Source organism: Petrocella sp. FN5 (assembly GCF_029210395.1).
GTDB lineage: Bacteria > Bacillota > Clostridia > Lachnospirales > Vallitaleaceae > Petrocella.
Genome location: NZ_JARGDP010000199.1, coordinates 1 through 1,030, shown reverse-complemented (window position 1 = coordinate 1,030; position 1,030 = coordinate 1). Strand labels below are relative to the sequence as shown.

2 protein-coding genes are annotated in these 1,030 nt (G+C 36.6%); both read left to right on the top strand.

Features of this window, described 5'->3' with window-relative positions; translation table 11 throughout:
• Positions 1-562: extracellular solute-binding protein (locus P0N36_RS15470; RefSeq protein ID WP_275843789.1), on the top strand; the 562-nt coding region annotated here is incomplete at its 5' end.
• 96 nt (positions 563-658) lie between these two features.
• Positions 659-991, top strand: coding sequence for a hypothetical protein (locus P0N36_RS15465; protein WP_275843788.1), 333 nt, complete (start codon positions 659-661; stop codon positions 989-991).
• Positions 992-1,030: the final 39 nt, after the last annotated feature.

Sequence of the window (1,030 nt, the reverse complement as noted above, 5' to 3'; positions counted from 1 at the left end):
AAATTACAATATGGCAAAAAATGACCCGATGGCATATGACTACCCAGAGAGTCTTGGTCCGGTAGCTAGGGGCGAAGCTGGTATTACTTTTAATGGTAACTGGGCCATCTTAGAGATTCAAAAAAGTAATCCGGATGGAAAGTTTGGTTTTATCCCTGTTCCAATTAGCAATGATGGTTCAAATCCAAGTAACAATGCAATCGCTATTGGATCTACCAAACAGATTTTTGTTGACAAAGAGGGCAGCACACAAGCTCAACAAGATGCAGCGAAACTTTTTCTTGATTGGATCGTATATGATCAAGACGGTCAAGATTTCATGGTGAATAAAGCCAATATCGTCATGGGATTCACCAATGTTGAGATGATACCAAGTAGTCCTTTGGCACAAGCCATAGTAGAATACAACAATGCAGGTAAATCCATTGCCTTTGCAGGCAACTATGTTCCAGCTAATCACTGGGAAGTACTCGGTGCGACCATGCAGAAATATCTTGTTGACAAAATTGACCGAGAAACTGTTGCCCATGAGGTCGAGCAGTATTGGTCGGCAGTTGAATAAGATTGTATTCTTGAACTAGAAACCTATGATATGTTGATAGATGGTAGACTTAATAAACATCTATCAACATATTTCTATAAGATAGGGAGGGAGAGCATGGTGTTGCATAATAAATTGAAATTCAAAACAATTGGAAATGCATTATTTTTTAACGGATTGGCAATGTTTGCTTTTATAACCGTAGTACTTATACCTTTCATATATGGTGTTTATATAACATTGTTTAAATGGGATGGTATTTCTTCAGAAAAAAAATATGTTGGGTTAAACAATTATTTAGGTGTTTTTAACGACAAGGATTTTTGGATCTCAGTCGGATTGACTTTAAGATATGTACTTATTATTGTTATACTGATTAATGTCATTGCCTTTGCTCTGGCATATTTGGTTACATCGGGCATAAAAGGTCAAAATTTCTATAGAATGTGAACTTCCAGAAATTTTACGACTAAAGCACCTGCAAGCGAT

What these genes read in the sequence shown, in the direction of transcription:
- P0N36_RS15465 (WP_275843788.1), top strand. Translation starts at nt 659, where the DNA reads ATGGTGTTGCATAATAAATTGAAATTCAAAACAATTGGAAATGCATTA.